The sequence below is a fragment of the Neptunicoccus sediminis genome, from assembly GCF_001719615.1.
Taxonomy (GTDB): domain Bacteria; phylum Pseudomonadota; class Alphaproteobacteria; order Rhodobacterales; family Rhodobacteraceae; genus Amylibacter; species Amylibacter sediminis.
Genome location: NZ_MDVX01000001.1, coordinates 697,915 through 713,210, shown reverse-complemented (window position 1 = coordinate 713,210; position 15,296 = coordinate 697,915). Strand labels below are relative to the sequence as shown.

The following is a 15,296-nucleotide window of genomic DNA, read 5'->3' as shown; positions in this document are numbered from 1 at the left end:
TAACGTCGATTAACTTTCAGGACCGTATTTCATGACCGACACCACAGACTTTGCCGATCGTATGCTTTCACTGGGTTTGGCCCGTGTTTCCGAAGCCGCTGCCATTGCCAGCGCGAAACTCATCGGGCGCGGTGACGAAAAAGCCGCTGATCAGGCGGCTGTCAACGCCATGCGCGAACAGTTGAACATGCTGGACATCGCCGGTGTTGTGGTCATCGGTGAAGGCGAACGGGACGAAGCCCCGATGCTGTTCATCGGCGAAGAAGTGGGCACCGGCAATGGTCCGGGTGTGGATATTGCGCTTGATCCACTGGAAGGCACAACCCTGACCGCCAAAGACATGCCCAACGCGCTGACTGTGATCGCAATGGGGCCGCGCGGTTCCATGCTGCACGCACCGGATGTCTATATGGACAAACTCGCCATCGGGCCAGGCTATCCTGTGGACACGGTTACTTTCGCGATGTCTCCGGCAGAGCGGGTGCGCAATCTGGCCAAGGCCAAAGGCTGCGATGCCGACCAGATCACCGTTTGCGTTCTGGAGCGTCCGCGCCACGAAGAAATGATCGCGGAACTGCGCGAAACAGGCTGCGCCATCCGCCTGATCACCGACGGTGATGTGGCCGGTGTGATCCATTGCGCCGAAGCCGCCAAAACCGGCATCGACATGTACATGGGCTCCGGCGGCGCACCCGAAGGTGTTCTGGCTGCTGCGGCGCTGAAATGTATGGGCGGGCAATTCTACGGCCGCCTGACCTTCCGAAACGACGACGAACGGGGCCGCGCCACCCGCGCCGGCATCACCGATTTTGACCGGATCTACACCCGCGACGAACTGGTTACAGCCGATGTGATCTTCGCCGCCACCGGCGTCACAGACGGGTCCATTCTGGACGGTGCCACCAAAGACGGCAACTTCATGGAAACCGAAACCATCCTGATGCGGTCCAAAACCGGCTCCGTACGCCGGATCAAATACCGTCAGAACAACAACTGATCAAAACGGCATGGCGCGTAAGGTCGGATTCTCCAAACCTGATACAGAGGCAAAGAAATCCATTGCCGACAGCTATCTGGACGAATTCCGCCAACGCCATAACCACGGGCTTTCGCCTGACCCTTATGCCGCCCGACCGGAACGCAAACGCAACTGGTTTGTGATTGCGTTCCTGATGCTCTGGCTCACCGGCTGGAGCGGCGGCATCCTTCTCGTCGGTGCGATCCTGCTGGACGGCGCTGGTGACAGTTTTCTCTACATCTGGCTCACCGCGGCTGTTCTGGGCTGGGGCGTGGCCGTTTATGTGTTGATCCGGCAACTTAGGGGCATACCGCCCTCCAAAGGCAAACATGACTGATTTTCTAGGGGTGTCCCGTTCCGCAACAGGCCGCCGCTGGGTCGGCCTTTCCTCTGATGCAGACCGTCAGGCGCAGGCCATTGCCCAGCAGACCGGCCTGCCCGCCACACTGTCACGTACATTAGCACGGCTGGGTGTTCTGCCAGAAAATGCCACCGCCTATCTGTCCCCTGCGCTGCGAGACCTGATGCCGGACCCTTCGATCTTTCGCGATATGGACAGGGCCGCCGAACGCGTCACGCAGGCGATCTCAAAACGGGAACGCATCGCGATTTTTGCCGATTACGATGTGGACGGTGGCAGCTCTGCCGCCCTGCTGATCGACTACCTGCGCCAGATGGGACTGATTGCCACGCTCTATGTCCCCGACCGCATCGACGAAGGCTATGGGCCGAACGAACCGGCCATGGCGGACCTTGCCAGCCGACATGATCTGATCATCTGCGTGGATTGCGGAACGCTGTCCCATGACCCGATTGCCGCTGCCAAAAACTGCGATGTGATCGTCCTTGACCATCACATGGGCGGCGAGACCCTGCCCCCCGCGCTTGCCGTGGTGAACCCGAACCGGCAGGATGAAGACAACGACTTTGGCAACCTCTGCGCCGCCGGAGTGGTCTTTCTGACGCTTGTAGCTGTGAACCGCCTTCTGCGTGCCGATGGACAAAAAACACCGGACCTTATGGCGCTGCTTGATCTGGTGGCGCTGGCCACTGTGGCAGATGTCGCCCCGTTAACCGGATTAAACCGCGCTTTGGTGCGGCAGGGGTTGGTGATCATGGGGCGACGCAACCGTGTCGGGCTGGCTGCCGTGTCTGATGCCGCACGGCTGACGACGGCACCTAACAGCTATCACCTCGGCTTTGCTCTTGGGCCGCGAATTAACGCAGGCGGACGCATCGGTCGGGCGGATCTCGGGGCGCGGCTGCTCTCCACCGATGACCCCCATGAGGCCGAAGCCATTGCCGACCAGCTCTCGCAGCTTAACGACGACCGCCGCGAAATAGAGGCACAGGTCCGCCTGCAAGCGATGGAACAGGCCGAAGCCCGCGGATTTAACGCGCCATTGGTCTGGGCCTCACAGGAAGGTTGGCACCCCGGCGTGGTCGGCATCGTCGCCGCCCGCCTGAAAGAAGCCACCAACCGCCCGACCGTGGTGATCGGCTTTGAAAACGGTGAAGGCAAAGGGTCGGGACGCTCGGTCACTGGAATCGATCTCGGCTCCGCCATCGCCACCTGCACCCGCGAAGGGCTGCTTCTGAAAGGCGGCGGTCACAAAATGGCAGCCGGCCTGACTGTCAGCGCCGAGAATCTTGAACCCGCTATGGCACGGCTGGCAGAATTGCTCGACAAACAGGGCGCCAGCAGCATCGGCCCCAAAGACCTGATGCTCGACGGGTCTGTCATGCCAAGCGCGATTACAACCGAACTCGTGGAGCAACTGGAACAGGCCGGACCCTTTGGCGCGGGTGCCCCTGCCCCCCGGTTCGCCCTGCCCGCCCAGCGCATCGCCTTTGCAAAACGGGCCGGCGAAAACCATCTGCGCCTGACCGCACAGGATTCAGGCGGCGCCCGAATCGACGCCATCTGCTTTGGCGCGTTCGACAGCGCAATCGGCCCGATGCTAGAGGATAATCGGGGCAAATTATTCCATTTGGCAGGCCGTCTTGAGATCGACGAATGGGGCGGCCGCAAGAAGGCCAAGCTCCGATTGGAAGATGCAGCCCCTGCAGAATAAAAAAGTGCAAAATAGTCGAAAAAAGCTCTTGCAGCCCCCCGGCCTTATGACTAAAAGCGCCCTCACAGAAGCTGCGGTCCCTTCGTCTATCGGTTAGGACGTCAGGTTTTCAACCTGAAAAGAGGGGTTCGATTCCCCTAGGGACTGCCACTTCTGCTAAGCCCCCCAAAGACATCCAGAACAGTGAAGCGACAGGCAAAAGCCACGCCACACAATAGCGCCCACGCTTCAATGTTCCGAAAAATACTCCCGCTGGCGGCGGGATACCTGAAAAAAGCGATCAGCGACGTAAAACTTCAGCAGATTCCTCAAAGCATGTGGATGGTAACTGTAAGGCATCTCTAAGAACAAAGTTGTCTTGACCAACCTTCCTTCGTGCCGGAGCAAGTGCAACTGTTTGAAGGACACCTCACGTCTCTTAGGGTGGTTTGGGGACGCAAGTTACCCGCTCTTGTAATTCAACGTAGTGTCAGGCAGCTTTATCCGCTGAATCTTCCCTGACGGTCCTTTCGGCAGCTCTTTCATTATATACACCCTGTCCGGCGATTTGAATTTGCCAAGCTTTCTTATGCAGATTTCGATCAGCTCGGGTGAGGTCAATGTGGAACCGTTACACAGTTTTACAGCCGCCTCGACGCGCTCTCCGTAGGTGTTGCAGGGGCGGGCAAACGCGGCGGCTTCGACGACATCAGGGTGTGTATAAAGGGCTTCATCGATTTCTCGTGGCGCGATATTCTCCCCGCCTTTTATGATGAGCTCTTTCAGGCGCCCTGTCACAAAATAGTAACCGTCTTCATCCACATGACCCAAATCGCCGGTGCGCAGCCAACCGTCAGGGGTGAATGTGGCCTTTGTGGCTTCGGGATTTTTGAAATATTTCTGCATGACATTCGGCCCGCGCACAGCGATTTCGCCCTGTACGTTTGCAGGCATGGGAGCCAGCTTTGACGAGAGGATACAGACCTCGTTGCCAAAGGCTTTACCCGGTGATCCTATTTTCCTCAAACCGGGTGGGAGCGGGTTCGACAATATTTGTGCAGCAGTTTCCGTCAGCCCCATTGTTTCGACAATTGGCACCTCAAAACGCGTTTCAAATGCCGTTTGTACATCAGGAGAAAGTGGCGATGAGGCCGAGCGTCCAAACCGGATCCGGTCGCGTGTGACGGGCGAAGGTGTTGTGTTTGAGTGTAGCAGATGGGAGATAATGGTCGGCACTATGGAGAACCATGTGGCTTTGACGCTCTCGCATTGCTCCCAAAAATTGCTGGCCGAGAATTTGGGCGCAACGCAAAGCGTCCCGCCGGTTAGCAGGGTGCTCATTACTGTAACGCAGAGGCCATTGATATGATAGATTGGCAGGACGCATAGACCGCTGTCGCGCTTTGAGAGGGAATGAGCGACCGCAGGGGTCCAGCCGCCTGCAAGCAGGCTGGAGTGGCTATGAACAACGCCTTTAGGACGGCCCGTCGTGCCGGAAGTGTACATCAATAGCGCATCATCATCCGGGGATAATGCGTGTAGGTCAGGTTTCAGGTCTGCATCCGCTTCCTGCAAAACCGCGAGCGTTTCGGGGCGCGTTCGGTCGAACAGTGCCATCTGGCTTTGATCAACCAGCGCCAGCCGCGCCTCGCAGTGTTCCAATGCATAACCAATGGCCTCGTCGCCTGCGACTAGATTAATGACCGTGGCGCGAAAGCCGCCGTAAAGTGCGCCAAAAAGGCTGATAACGGCATCACGCCCGTTAGGCTGCAGGATGGCTACGCTTTCACCTTTTGCAACACCTGCTGCCGTCAGCCGTCGCGCCAGATCCTGCGCGGCCTTCTGCAGATCGCCCCACTCCAGCGGCTTTGCACCATCGGTGAAAACATAGGCCCGATCGCCGCTACAGCTGTTTGCCCTATAATCAAGCCAGTCCCGCACCGTTCCCTTCGGTGGTGTCTCAGCATCGAAATTCATTTGCCTGCATCCGACCAGTATTCCGAAAATATGTCTTCCAGCGACGGCTCGTTTGGCGGGATTTCGCGGATGACTTTGGTTGTCTGGATGAAGTGCTTCCAGTGCAGGTTATCGTCAATAGCATTGCCGCCCCAGCTTCCGCAGCCCATCGACAGGGAAAATGGCATCCCGTTGTTGAAAGAGCCGCCCGTAGCATAAGTATGGGCCTGATTAACAATCACGCGGCAAGTGGGCATGGCCGCGCCAAGCGCTACCGCACGGGCATCATCGGCTGTATGTATTCCGATTGAATGACCGGCACCTTGGAATTTCAGAATGCGTTCGGCAATCTTCTGCGCTTCATCAAAGGTCTTTGCGCGGTACAACGCAACGACGCGGCTCAACTTTTCGCCTGAAAGGGGGTGTTCCGGCCCGATTCCCGCTGTTTCCACTGCCAGAAACTTTGTGTCGGCAGGAACCTGGCCTGTCATACTAAGGGCGTCGATCATTTTATCTGCATCTTGGGCGATGACGGAACGGTTAAGATGTCCGTCAGGCCAGAGTTTGGAGACAATCGTCGCCTCGTCCCGCACCAGCGCACCACCCGCTGTGGCCAAAGCCGCCACGAAGTCATCATACACATCATCCACCACAATCACCGAATTCTCTGAGGAACAGGAGGTGGCATTGTCGAAAGTTTTTGAGGCAGTAATCTTTTCTGCGGCGGCTGTTAAATCCGCGGTTTCATCTACAATCACAGTGACATTTCCCGCCCCGACAGCCACGGCCGGAGTGCCGCAGGTCTGGGCGCGATGCACATTGTTCTGGCTGCCTGTGCAAATGACCCGGTCGCTCAACTCCATCATCGCCTGCGTTTTTGCCTTCGAGCCGGGAGCGGGGATCATCTGCACCAGATCACGATCCAGATTGATCTTGTCAAATTCATCGTAGATATAGCGCAGCAGAAGCTCGCAACTGGCGACGCCTTTGGGGGACGGTGCAACCACCACAGCGTTCCCACATTTCAGCGCATTTATAATGTTATTGGCAGGTGTCGCGGCTGGGTTAGTGGATGGCACCACAGCGCCGACAACGCCGATTGGTCTCGCAATTTCGGTGATGCCTGATGCGGGATCGTTGCATAGAATGCCTTGGGTTTTGACACCTTGGATATCCCGCATCAAGCCAAGGGTTTTACGATGATTTTTAATAATCTTGTCGGCTACATTGCCAAGCCCAGTGGTTGCGACAGCCAGTTCGGCCAGCGCCTTGTTGCGCGATGGTTCCATGATAGCCCATGCTGCGGCCTGCGCTGCGCGGTCGTAACGGGTCTGGTCGGCGCCGTTCTCATAGGTTTTCTGGGCAACGCGGGCGCGATCCATGATCGCCTCGACCTCCGCGATTTCATCAGTAGCGGTCATCGCAAAATTCCTTCTGGTTTGGCTAGGGCGCGATCCGCCCCAGCCTTTGGTTTCTCGGTTCACAGACCTGCAAGCAGTTCCTTGAGAGTCTCTTCGCGGGCGGCCCACATCTCTTTCACTTCATCACGGGTCATGATGTGCATAGGCGATCCACCTGCTTTCATCTTCGAGGCAACGCGCGCATTCTTGAACATTTCCGGCACAACAGCGGCGAGCTTGTCGATAACCTCCGGCGGGGTTCCTTTCGGGACCATGATCCCGCGGAAATTCACACTGGCATTGTCGATGTCGTAGCCTTGCTCTTTAAGTGTAGGGACATCCGGTAGAAATGCGTTACGCTCCAGATCGAACACGCCGAGAATCTTGACATTGCCAGCTTGCTGCGCACGGAAAGCATCGGACAGGTTGTTCACTCCGCCCATAACGTCGCCTGCAATCACCGCTTTCATCGCAGCCGCACCACCGCCTTTGGTCGGGATGTAGGCCATTTTAACCCCCGCAGTTTTTTCCAGTTGCAAGGCTGCAATGTGATGGCCCACAAAAAGCCCCGCACCGGAGAATGTCAGCTTTGCGGGGTTTTCCTTGGCGTAATTTACCACGTCGTTCATTGAATTCATCGGACTGTCCGCCGCTACGACGAACACGGCAGGATCAGCGCCCCAGTTGGCGATAGGCTCAAAACTCTCTGCCGAATATTCGACACCACCCTTCACCGACTGGGCGATAAAATGGGGGATGTTGTAAGCTGCAAGGGTGTAGCCGTCCGCATCCGCTTGTGTTGCAAACCAGTTCCAACCGACGCGCCCCCCCGCGCCCGGTTTGTTAATGATCGCGACCGGCATGCCAAGTGCATCTTCGTTTCCGGCTGTCATCGTTACGATACGCGCCTGAAAGTCGGTCGCACCGCCTGCACCGTAGCTGACCATCATCATGACGGGCCTTTCGGGATACCCTTCCGCCAAGGTAGTTGTGCCCGTCAGAGCCGTCAGGGCCAATGCGGCGCTTGCTATAAGATGTCTCATAATTCGTCCTCCCTAGGATTGTTGATGTGAACGCTGCCTTGCCGGCAGTCTGGTTAGAAAAAAATCTCTCTTGGCGTGTAAACCTTTAGCAGCTTTGCAAAGAGTCCATACATAACAAGAAGATAGCCTGCTGTAATGACTATGCGTTTGATCCAGCTTTTTAGCGCGTTGTGGGGCGCAGGATCGTAAAGTGTAAGTAAGATGAAGAAGGCGGCGGTTCCTGCGGTGTAAAAGCCGACGGCTTTGGCGGCCCAGAAGATGTAGATGAGTGCAATCGCAAGGCCGGGCGCCAGATTTACCAACTGGCGCGCGGAAATACCGTTGCCAACCTTCGTCCAGCCCAGAACGGCCTTGAAGAAGGTCCAAAGCGCGAGAAGGACAAAGACCGTCGAGATCATCCGCGGGAATAGGAACGCTTCGGAAGGCTGTGCAGTGTAGCTGATCGAGGCAACCCAGAGACCAACCGCGGCGACGACGCCCGATGCCAGAATGTGCTGGATTCGGGGAAGGCTTGGCATACTCATCCAATGATCTCCTCTTTTGAAGTATAACGTCGTGAGCGTAGTTCCATCCAAGCCGAATAGGCGACAGACGCGATCACAATAACGATCAACGAGATATTCAGCGCACCCGACAGGAAGTAGGGTGCCATGCCGTTTGTCGCATTTGCGATCATGCTTCCCTGAATGAAATTTGCTTCGGCAATGGGTCCAAGGATCAGCCCCAGCACAAGCGGCGCAGCCGAAAAGCCGAAACGCTCCAGAAAATACATCATCACCCCAAGCGAGGCCATCACATAGACATCGCCCATGCTCGACTGGACGGAATAGCTGCCAAACACCGCCAGCCCGAGCACAATCGCAGCCATAACGCTTTGCGGAACCTGTGCGACCCGCGCTGCCAGCCCCGCCACATAAAGGCCAAAGATGCACATAAGAACCTGCCCGATCAGCATGGAATTGATAAACGTCCAGGCAACATCGGGGTGATTGTCAAACAGATCGGAGCCCGGAAAAATTCCGTGGATCAAAAGCCCGCCAAGCAAAACTGCCGCAGTGGGGGAACCGGGAATTGACAAGGTCAGCAATGGCACGAGGCTTGGCCCGACCATAGCATTGTTGGCAGCCTCCGCCGCGATAACCCCCTCGCTATGGCCCCTGCCAAATCTCTCAGGTTCCGAGCTGAATTTCTTGGTCTGATCATAGGCTACCAGTCCGGCGATCTGACCGCCGACCCCGGGAATGAGTCCGATGATCGACCCTGTGAGAGTTCCGATGGTCAGCGCCTTGGGGCGGCGCATCATTTCGCGGATGGCATCTCTGATAGAGTGCTTTTCAACCACGAGAACCTCGGCACTGTTGTCCTGTCGGCCTTTTGCAAACATGGTTATCACTTGGGGGATCGCAAACAACCCGATGAGGGCTGCAATGATGTTTATCCCGCCGCCAAGGGAGGGGTGAAAGATAAACCGCTGTGCGCCCATAATGTCATCAAAGCCGATAGTCGCGAGCCAGAGGCCGATACAACCTGACAGCAACCCTTTCACAACCGAGGCGCTGTCGAGCGAGCCGATGACGGTAACCCCCAGAATGGCTAACCAGAACAGATGGCTTGGGCCGAAGGCCAAAGCCCATTCAGACAGAAGCGGAGTAAGGAAAATCAAAAGCAGGACGCCAAAGACGCCCCCGACAGCAGACGCAAGAAAGCTCAGCTGCAACGCTTTGGCCCCCTTGCCCTGCCGCGCCATAGGGTGACCGTCTAGTGTGGTAGCAATATTGGCGGGTGCCCCCGGTATCTTGAGCAGGATCGCACTGACCGCACCGCCTGCAACTGTCGATGTGTAGGCCGCGCCAAGCAGGATAAGCCCTTGGGTCGCCGGTAGGTGAAATGTGAACGGAATCAGCAACGCAACCGCCATCGTTGGCGATAGGCCGGGCGTTGCACCAAGGATCAGTCCGCCGATCGTTCCAAGGAGTAATAGCCCAAACGACAAGGGCGTGAACACATCCGCAAAGTAGTACAGAAATTCCAAGCTTTCTTCCCCCCGACCAGCCTTACCGCAGTCTTGACTTTTCAGCCTAAGAGATGAAAATAGTTTTGCAAATGTTTTCATAAAATCAGGATAATGTCGTGAATAATCGTTCTAAAACAATTAATAAGCCTGATATTGTGGACGTTGCCCAAGCCGCCGGCGTCTCTATTTCCACGGTCTCTCGCAGCTTCAATCATCCCGAACTGCTGAAACCGGCGACTCGCAAAAAAATCGACCGCGCCGTGCAGCGCGTAGGGTATATCCGCAATCGCGCCGCACAGGTTATGCACGGAAGACGCACCGCTACTATCGGCCTTGTGGTTCCCACAATCGACAATGCGATCTTTGCCGAACTCATCCAGTCGTTTTCGGCTGAACTGGACGAAAACGGATTCACAATGCTCATCGCGTCTCATGGATTTGATCTGGAACGCGAATATCAAATGCTGCGGAAATTGATGGAACACCGCGTGGACGGTATCGCTGTGATCGGGTTGGAGCACTCCGACGCCTCGTACAAGCTGATAGAGCAGCAGGAACTGCCTGCCGTTGCGATCTGGAATTATGCGCAGGGTGCACGGTTGCCTTGCGTCGGTGTGCAAAACTCCAAAGCCGGACGCATGGCCGCACAGCACCTTATAGATCTGGGACACCGCGAGATCGGTTTGGTCTTTCCGGAAACGGACGGGAACGACCGCGCCAAAGACCGGCTGGAAGGCGCACTGGAAGCCTTGCAAAGCGCCGGAATTAACGTGCCAACAGAATGGCGCCTTGAAGCGCCCTATAGCATCGCGGAGGCAAAACGCGCCAGCGCAACGATGCTACAACAGATCAACCGGCCAACTGCAATTCTCTGCGGCAATGACATTATCGCGCAGGGCGTTCTGTTTGCCGCCCGACACATCGGTCTGGACGTTCCGCAACATTTGTCAGTGATGGGGATCGGGGATTTTAAGGGATCAGCAGAATTTGAACCGTCTATTTCAACAATCCGGATACCCGCAAAGCAAATAGGTATGGTTGCCGCAAGACTCATTCTGGATTCCGTTGCCCAGCTGCCAGACAACTCGAACGCCTTCGAATGTGATTTGCTTCTGGCCGCTCGCGGATCAACCATTCGGCTGACGTAAATGTAATTTGCAGCCGCGAATGGGGAGCGGGGCAACAAATGCTATTTGATCGACCCGATCTAAGACTTCATCTGCTCTTCTGCCGCACGCAGGGCTTTGCGGAAGTTGGGGCCGCCTCGGGTGTTGAGGACCGCGCGGGTGTAGCGTGCTACCAGATGGGGGCGGTTCTTTTCCAGCAGCCGGTTCAGCATTTCCTTTTGATAGCGGTGGTTGTGCAATCTGGCCCGCATCATTCCGTAGAACGCAGCCGTTGTCAGCGTGTCCTCCACACAGCCGAGCACGACCTGTTTGAGCACGCCCATCTGCTGCCAGAGCGAGGCGATGCGGTGGCCCATGAAGCGGCATTTATACTTGCGCACGTTTTCGCCCTGAAACAGGGCGGCGTGCATCGCGTCGAGGCTGGCTTGTGGATCGTAGAACAGGTGCACTTGCTTGGCCTGCAAGGATTCGACCGGCCCGTAGCCATAGCGCGAGGAAAAATCCCGTGCCCATGCCTTGCGGTAACGGGTCTCCCAAGACGCCACATCGCGGCTGAGCGTGGCTTGCGGGGACAGCAGGATCACGGTTGAACCGGGGGCGGCGGCGTTAAACACGCTTGCTGCATAAGCGCCCATTGAGGCACCGTAGAACAGGACATTGTCAAACTGCTTGAAAAAACCTTCATCGCGCAGGCGGTCGAAGAAATCGAACACGGCTTCGTCGCGGTACCATGTCCAGCCATGGGCCATCATCCCAAGCATGGACCAACCCTGCCCTGTCACAAAATTATACCCCCAAGGCATCCGGTGTTCGGCGTCTTTGGCCACATCATCGAGGTTTTCAAAGGTCACGAACAGGGTTTTACCGCCCTGCCCTTCACCTTGCACGAAGAGGGCGGAATGCTGGTTGCCTAGCTCTTCAAAAAAGCCTTTTTCCCCACCGACACTGGCGAGATGGTTTTGCAGGTCAATCTGGGTTGGCTTGTTCATAGGGCGAGCACCGTTTGTATCTGGCGGCTTTTGACAGACTCGTACATCTCAAGGTCGGCGGCAAAAGCCCGCTCGATGTTGCGCCGGTCCTTGCGTGTCAGCCCTGCCACCAGTTCTTTGCTGGAGGTTTTATGCCCGAGCGAGCTGCGAGTGTCCTGCACCATCGGCTGCGCCTTGCCAAAACAGGCCGAAACGATGTCTTGCAAGGCCGGTTCCAGATCATCCGTGGTCCCGACCACATCGTAGTTAATCAGCCCCCAAGAGATTTCCTTGCTCTGGGGGCGCCAGTGGCGATCCACGTCAAGCGCTTCGGGGTTGTGGGCCAGCACATCCAGAAAGGCCGACAGGCTGAGGTCTTCGTCTTTGGGGCGCCCGAGTTTGTCCATCAGCTTGTGCTTCTTCGCGCCCTGCCCTGCCACTTTGTCGGCCCATGCGCTCACGGTGCGGCTGACCGGTTCGCGCACCGCCGTAAAGCGGAACACTTCAGGGGATTGCAGCGCATTCAAGGCACGCTCCAGCGACAGGGTGCGCTTGCCCGCGTGGATCACATCCATCGGCGGTTTATGCACGTTCTGCATGGAAATATCGCGGTTGTCGCCCATCTCTGCCAGCAGATGCGCCATCAATGTGGCGATCACGGTTGTGCAGGCCGCCTTGTGGTTTTTCATATAGACAAAACTGCGTCCTGCCGGTTGGAACGCAGGCATATAGACGGTTTGCAGGAAATGCCGCTCATGGAGATAATTGTCCAGAATCCCGTCCTTGAACGCCATATCCACTCTCCCTTACCGGTCTTGATCCCTGTTTCTACAGCGCATAAGCGCACCGCAGCAGGGCTGTTCTGCTTGCCTGTTTTCGGGATTACAGCAATTTCCGCCCCTGTGGAAGTGGGAATGGCCCCTGTCGCGCGGCGGGTATTTGCGCCGCGCGGCTAGTCTGTCGGCGTGTCATCGTCCAGCAGGATGCGCGCCGCGCTGCCTTCTGGGTCGTCATATTGCGCATTGCGCACGGTCCACAAAAACCCCACCAAGCCGACCCCGCCAAGGATCAGGGACACAGGGATCAGAACAGCCAGTACATTCATTTTACAAACCTTACGCGCATCGCGTTTGCCAGAACTGTCACGGAAGACGTGGACATCGCCAGTGCTGCCAACAGCGGCGTGGCAAATCCCGCCAGTGCGATCGGGATCGCAATCATGTTGTATCCGGCGGCAATCGCGAAATTCTGCCGGGACAGTTTCACTGTAGATCGTGCCACCGCCAGCGCCAGCGGAATGCTTGCCAGATCCTGTCGCAGCATCACGATGTCCGCAGCATTACGCGAGGCATCAAGTGCAGAGGATGGCGCCATAGACGCATGGGCACCGGCAAGTGCCGCAGTGTCATTCAACCCGTCCCCCACCATCAGAACCTTATACCCCTGTTTCTCAAGATCCTTCAGCCGCTCCAGTTTGGCCTCGGCACGGACGCTCGCCTGAATGTCGCGCACCCCGAGTTGATGGGCGATGTCCACCGCAGCCTCGCGCCGGTCGCCGGTCAGGATGTGAACAGGGATACCGGCCTTTTGCAGTGCAGCAACGGCGGTTTTTGCTCCGTCGCGCAGGGTTTCGGTGGTTTCAATCTTGCGCACACGCGACCCCCCGATCCGCAAGCCGGTGCCGGAAAAATCCGCACCAAGCCAGTCGGCCCGCCCCAGTTGCACACGCTCCCCGCCAAAATAGGCCTGCACACCAGCGCCTTTGATTTCTTCGATCTGCTCCAGCGCCGCCGCCTTCATCTGCGGCCCCAGCGTTCCGGCAATGGCTTTGCTGACCGGATGATCCGAAGCCTGCGCCAGCCCCAGAAGGATCGACTGTTCAACCGCGCTCAGCCCGCTGGTTGTCACGTCAAATCCCGGACGGGTCAGCGTGCCTGTCTTGTCAAACACGGCCAGATCCACCTCTGCCAGACGTTCCAGCGCAGTGGCATGGCGCACCAGAAGACCCGTTGAAAACAGCTTGCCAATTGCACCGGTGGACACAGCGGGAACCGCCAGCCCCAAGGCGCAGGGACAGGTGATGATCAGCACCGCAACGGCAATATTCAACGACATTCGCACGTCATGGCTGGCCGCCAGCCAGCCTAGAAACGCCAGCAGCGCCAGCAGGTGAACGACAGGGGCATAGACCTGCGCCGCCCGCGCTGCCAGAGAGGTATAACTGTTGCGTCCGGTTTCAGCCAGTTCGACCATAGCCGCCACACGGCGCAGGGTGGTATCCTCGCCCACAGCGGTGGCCCGCAGGGTCAGCGGCCCGCCGAGATTGACCTCACCGGCCTGCAAGGCGGCACCGGCCAGAACCTCTATTTCTTCGGACTCTCCGGTCAGGAAAGAGCGGTCCATCTGGGCTGTCGGGGACAAGAGGTCTCCGTCCACAGGCACTCGCATGCCGCTTGGCACAAGGATATGATCCCCCACCGCCAGTTCCGACACCGCACGAGATACAGCCTGACCGTCAATCAGAACGCTCGCCCTGTGGACCTCTAGTGCGGATAGCTCCCTTGCTGCGGAACGGGCGGCACCACGGGTTTTATGCTCTAGGAACTTGCCGATCAGCAGAAAGAAGGTCAGCGACAGGGCCGCGTCGAAATAGGCATGCGCCCCGCTCTGGCGGGACTCAAACAAGGACATGCCCACCGCCAGCACAATCGCCAGCGAGATCGGCACGTCCATATTCAACCGGCGATGCCGCAGCGCCGTCCACGCACTTTTGAAGAACGGCTGCCCGGAGAAAGCGACCACCGGCACGGCAATCGTGGCCGAGATCAGATGGAACAGGTCCCGCGTGGCATCTGTCGCACCCGACCAGACCGCCACTGACAAAAGCATGACGTTCATCATGGCAAACCCCGCCACTGCCAGACGCAGCAGAAGGGCGCGGCCTTCGGGGTCCGTGTCCGTTCCCAGCGCCTCTTGATCCAGTGGGTAGGCGGCAAAACCCAAAGCGTTCAGATGTTCGGCAATCTGCGTTTCGCTGATACTGTCGTCGGCCTGAACGCCCAAACGTTTAAGCGACAGGTTCACCCGCGCGTCCCGAATGCCCGGCACCGCCAGCAAGCCCTGTTCGATTTTGGCGATACAGGCGGCACAATGCACGGTCGGAACCGAAAACCGCAGGTTTGACTTTATCTTCTTGGCGACATGTTCAGAAACCAGCGTTGCCGGGATACAGCCCGGACACGGGGATGCGGAAACAGCACTGCTCATTGCAAGACCCTCACGATAATGCGCTGCTGGAACAATGTGCCATTGGGCGCGCGGGCTTTCAGCCGCAGGTTCCAGTTCCCCGCACCGGCCACTACCGGCGCGACATAGGCCCCGTTTTGGCGGCGGAACTGCAATTCCTGATCCTGTGCCACACTGGTGGCCCGTCCGAATGTGGCCTGTTCGATCAGAACCGAAACCGGCGTGCCGGCTTTGTCGATATTCAGGGTCAGATTGCCGTCCTGCACAAAGGCGCCGACATCCCAGCCCAAGGCAAGCTGCGCATCGCGGTCGGCGTCAAAGCTCTGGCTTGCCACGTAGGAGTTTTTAACCTCAAGCCCCGGAAAGCTGCTTACGGCGTTATAGGCCAGAACCAGATTGACCCCGATAATCACCGAAAACGCCAGCGCGAAAGACCCGAACACATGCCATCCTGTAATCCGCTTGACCAT

The 15,296-nt window shown here is 57.6% G+C and carries 14 protein-coding genes and 1 tRNA gene; 5 read left to right on the top strand and 10 right to left on the bottom strand.

The features are described 5' to 3' along the window. Positions 1 to 31: 31 nt before the first annotated feature. The 4 genes from glpX to BFV97_RS03345 all read left to right on the top strand — a co-directional run bounded on the left by glpX (position 32) and on the right by BFV97_RS03345 (position 3,243). The gene (gene glpX / locus BFV97_RS03360; RefSeq protein ID WP_069298872.1) at positions 32 to 997 is read left to right on the top strand and encodes a class II fructose-bisphosphatase; all 966 of its coding nucleotides are present in this window, start codon (positions 32 to 34) and stop codon (positions 995 to 997) included. A gap of 10 nt (positions 998 to 1,007) precedes the next feature. Then, positions 1,008 to 1,355: a hypothetical protein gene (locus BFV97_RS03355; protein ID WP_069298871.1), complete on the top strand. Its 348-nt coding sequence runs from the start codon at positions 1,008 to 1,010 to the stop codon at positions 1,353 to 1,355. Continuing rightward, positions 1,348 to 3,093, top strand: coding sequence for a single-stranded-DNA-specific exonuclease RecJ (gene recJ / locus BFV97_RS03350; RefSeq protein WP_069298870.1), 1,746 nt, complete (start codon positions 1,348 to 1,350; stop codon positions 3,091 to 3,093). The genes BFV97_RS03355 and recJ overlap by 8 nt, the downstream gene beginning before the upstream one ends. Positions 3,094 to 3,168: 75 nt before the next feature. Then, positions 3,169 to 3,243: transfer RNA gene (locus tag BFV97_RS03345), tRNA-Glu, on the top strand. Between the two features lie 291 nt (positions 3,244 to 3,534). Here BFV97_RS03345 and BFV97_RS03340 read toward each other — a convergent pair. Genes BFV97_RS03340 through BFV97_RS03320 form a run of 5 tightly spaced genes read right to left on the bottom strand, consistent with a single transcriptional unit; the run spans position 3,535 to position 9,503 of the window. After that, a complete protein-coding gene (locus BFV97_RS03340; protein ID WP_069298869.1) occupies positions 3,535 to 5,049 on the bottom strand; it encodes an AMP-binding protein in 1,515 nt (504 codons plus the stop codon). Continuing rightward, positions 5,046 to 6,512, bottom strand: a complete 1,467-nt coding sequence (gene sauS / locus BFV97_RS03335) for an acylating sulfoacetaldehyde dehydrogenase (RefSeq protein WP_281200933.1) — start codon at positions 6,510 to 6,512, stop codon at positions 5,046 to 5,048. Before sauS ends, BFV97_RS03340 begins: the two co-directional genes overlap by 4 nt. Next, positions 6,509 to 7,471 (bottom strand): tripartite tricarboxylate transporter substrate binding protein, encoded by a 963-nt coding sequence (locus tag BFV97_RS03330; RefSeq protein WP_069298867.1) that lies wholly within the window; start codon positions 7,469 to 7,471, stop codon positions 6,509 to 6,511. The genes sauS and BFV97_RS03330 overlap by 4 nt, the downstream gene beginning before the upstream one ends. A 53-nt stretch (positions 7,472 to 7,524) precedes the next feature. Further along, a complete protein-coding gene (locus BFV97_RS03325; protein ID WP_069298866.1) occupies positions 7,525 to 7,995 on the bottom strand; it encodes a tripartite tricarboxylate transporter TctB family protein in 471 nt (156 codons plus the stop codon). Further along, positions 7,992 to 9,503: a tripartite tricarboxylate transporter permease gene (locus BFV97_RS03320; RefSeq protein ID WP_069298865.1), complete on the bottom strand. Its 1,512-nt coding sequence runs from the start codon at positions 9,501 to 9,503 to the stop codon at positions 7,992 to 7,994. Before BFV97_RS03320 ends, BFV97_RS03325 begins: the two co-directional genes overlap by 4 nt. 98 nt (positions 9,504 to 9,601) lie before the next feature. On the opposite strand from BFV97_RS03320, the gene BFV97_RS03315 reads away from it, so the two are divergent. Beyond that, positions 9,602 to 10,633, top strand: a complete 1,032-nt coding sequence (locus tag BFV97_RS03315) for a LacI family DNA-binding transcriptional regulator (RefSeq protein WP_245667546.1) — start codon at positions 9,602 to 9,604, stop codon at positions 10,631 to 10,633. A gap of 59 nt (positions 10,634 to 10,692) precedes the next feature. Here BFV97_RS03315 and BFV97_RS03310 read toward each other — a convergent pair whose 3' ends face one another. The 5 genes from BFV97_RS03310 to BFV97_RS03290 all read right to left on the bottom strand — a co-directional run bounded on the left by BFV97_RS03310 (position 10,693) and on the right by BFV97_RS03290 (position 15,296). Beyond that, entirely contained in the window at positions 10,693 to 11,601 is a 909-nt protein-coding gene (locus tag BFV97_RS03310) for a hypothetical protein (RefSeq protein WP_069298864.1), read from the bottom strand. Then, positions 11,598 to 12,374: a sulfotransferase family 2 domain-containing protein gene (locus BFV97_RS03305; protein WP_069298863.1), complete on the bottom strand. Its 777-nt coding sequence runs from the start codon at positions 12,372 to 12,374 to the stop codon at positions 11,598 to 11,600. Before BFV97_RS03305 ends, BFV97_RS03310 begins: the two co-directional genes overlap by 4 nt. Before the next feature lie 158 nt (positions 12,375 to 12,532). Beyond that, positions 12,533 to 12,685, bottom strand: a complete 153-nt coding sequence (gene ccoS, locus BFV97_RS03300; protein ID WP_069298862.1) for a cbb3-type cytochrome oxidase assembly protein CcoS — start codon at positions 12,683 to 12,685, stop codon at positions 12,533 to 12,535. Further along, positions 12,682 to 14,847, bottom strand: a complete 2,166-nt coding sequence (locus tag BFV97_RS03295; protein WP_069298861.1) for a heavy metal translocating P-type ATPase — start codon at positions 14,845 to 14,847, stop codon at positions 12,682 to 12,684. Before BFV97_RS03295 ends, ccoS begins: the two co-directional genes overlap by 4 nt. Then, positions 14,844 to 15,296 (bottom strand): FixH family protein, encoded by a 453-nt coding sequence (locus tag BFV97_RS03290; RefSeq protein WP_069298860.1) that lies wholly within the window; start codon positions 15,294 to 15,296, stop codon positions 14,844 to 14,846. Before BFV97_RS03290 ends, BFV97_RS03295 begins: the two co-directional genes overlap by 4 nt.

Excerpts from the sequence above, each read along its gene's own strand:
- BFV97_RS03330 (WP_069298867.1), bottom strand. The coding sequence starts at position 7,471 with ATGAGACATCTTATAGCAAGCGCCGCATTGGCCCTGACGGCTCTGACG.
- BFV97_RS03355 (WP_069298871.1), top strand. The coding sequence starts at position 1,008 with ATGGCGCGTAAGGTCGGATTCTCCAAACCTGATACAGAGGCAAAGAAA.
- recJ (WP_069298870.1), top strand. The coding sequence starts at position 1,348 with ATGACTGATTTTCTAGGGGTGTCCCGTTCCGCAACAGGCCGCCGCTGG.
- BFV97_RS03295 (WP_069298861.1), bottom strand. The coding sequence starts at position 14,847 with ATGAGCAGTGCTGTTTCCGCATCCCCGTGTCCGGGCTGTATCCCGGCA.
- ccoS (WP_069298862.1), bottom strand. The coding sequence starts at position 12,685 with ATGAATGTACTGGCTGTTCTGATCCCTGTGTCCCTGATCCTTGGCGGG.
- BFV97_RS03305 (WP_069298863.1), bottom strand. The coding sequence starts at position 12,374 with ATGGCGTTCAAGGACGGGATTCTGGACAATTATCTCCATGAGCGGCAT.
- BFV97_RS03310 (WP_069298864.1), bottom strand. The coding sequence starts at position 11,601 with ATGAACAAGCCAACCCAGATTGACCTGCAAAACCATCTCGCCAGTGTC.
- BFV97_RS03290 (WP_069298860.1), bottom strand. The coding sequence starts at position 15,296 with ATGGTCAAGCGGATTACAGGATGGCATGTGTTCGGGTCTTTCGCGCTG.
- BFV97_RS03325 (WP_069298866.1), bottom strand. The coding sequence starts at position 7,995 with ATGAGTATGCCAAGCCTTCCCCGAATCCAGCACATTCTGGCATCGGGC.
- glpX (WP_069298872.1), top strand. The coding sequence starts at position 32 with ATGACCGACACCACAGACTTTGCCGATCGTATGCTTTCACTGGGTTTG.
- BFV97_RS03340 (WP_069298869.1), bottom strand. The coding sequence starts at position 5,049 with ATGAATTTCGATGCTGAGACACCACCGAAGGGAACGGTGCGGGACTGG.